The sequence below is a fragment of the Neisseria sp. P0021.S006 genome (genome assembly GCF_051956895.1).
In genome coordinates this window covers 1-1,472 of the sequence record NZ_JBQCWZ010000336.1, presented here as the reverse complement: position 1 = coordinate 1,472, position 1,472 = coordinate 1, and the positions used below count along the sequence as shown (strand labels likewise).

The window sequence follows — 1,472 nt, the reverse complement described above, 5'->3', positions numbered from 1 at the left end:
TTTCGGGTGTGATTTTCAGACGGCCTTAAAGCAGGTTGCTGGCATTTTAGACATGGACAATGCAAACCCTTTGCCGATACCGCCCAAACGCCCACAAGCGCAGCCACGCCCCGAAAAAGACCAAATCGAGAAACTGGCCGCATTGTGGAGAAGCACAGAACCTATCCGCCCCGATTCCCCTGTTATCCAGTATTTGAGATCACGCGGTTTGGAGATGGCGCATTTACCCGAAAACGTCCGTTTCCTACCTGAAAAAGACTATTGGACAACAGTCGAAGATAAGCCGCTTTTGCTTGGCCGTTTCCCCTGTATGGTTTGCGCTATCCGCGATATGGACGAAGAGCTACAAGGCTTACACCTAACCTATTTACAGCCTAGCTATGACAAGCCATGCGGGGAGGACGGACTACACGCCCCGCGCTATCAGAAACTGGCAATCAAAGACCCTGTAACAGGCGAAGCATTACCGGCCAAGAAAATGCGAAACCGTAAGCAAGGCAGCATTTCAGGGCAAGCCGTCCACTTGTTCCCGATTCCTGAAAATGGCCGTCTTGTCATTGCAGAGGGAATAGAAACCGCCCTTGCCGCCCGTGAATTGTACAAGGCTTACGATTGGGGCTTATACGCGGCCTTGAGCGCAAACAGCATGGCAAATTTTCAGTTTTTGAACGGTATAAAAGAAATTGCGATTATTGCCGATAACGACACGCCCCGCCCCGTTGGTTACAGAGCTGCTTATGACTTGGCAATGCGAGCCATTAAGCAGGGAATCAAGGCGAGCATATGGCAAAGCAAAACGCCGGGCTATGACGCACTGGACGAACTGAACGAGAAAAAGCAATCAGACAATCATTTCGGAGGACAGACAGCATGAAAAATACCGAAACAGCGAAGCAGGAAAGCCCCAACGACTACAACCTTGAGAATATCGAGCCATTCCGCCCGCGCCCTCACTTTGAAATCGACAATCGGGGCGTATGGTGGGTAAACGTTAGAACCGATAAAGACGGCGATATTATCGAAGCAGAGCCGCTATTGCTTTCCGACCCTATCGACATCATTGGCACAGGGCAAGACAATGACGGCGCGTATTATCGGATTATCAAGTTTAAAGACAAAATCACACGCCAACAAAAGACCGCCGCCATACCACAAGCAGAAATCGGCACAGTCCAAGGCTGGCAGCGTTTGCAGAATTTCGGCCTAGTCATCATGAGCGGGCGGGCAAAAAGGGAAAGACTAGCAGACTATTTGCAGAAAGAGGGAAGCCCGGCGGCCTTTACCATTACCGACCGCGCAGGCTGGCACGAAGACAGCTACATTATGCCCAGTGGGGAAACCATCACAGCGACCGACAAAGACCCCGCCATTATCTACAACGGCGACACCAGCCAAGCAAAGGCATATCAGCCAAACGGAGAGCTTACCGACTGGCAACAAAACATAGCCCGATATGCAGTAGGAAATAGCCG

Annotated in this window: 2 protein-coding genes; both read left to right on the top strand. The window is 51.0% G+C overall.

What is annotated here, in order from left to right; genetic code table 11:
- A partial coding sequence (locus tag ACTHUM_RS13890) for a DUF7146 domain-containing protein (protein WP_440403158.1) occupies positions 1 to 874 on the top strand: 874 nt, incomplete at its 5' end.
- Positions 871 to 1,472 (top strand): DUF927 domain-containing protein (locus ACTHUM_RS13885; protein WP_440403157.1); only part of this gene is annotated, 602 nt, incomplete at its 3' end. The genes ACTHUM_RS13890 and ACTHUM_RS13885, both read left to right, overlap by 4 nt.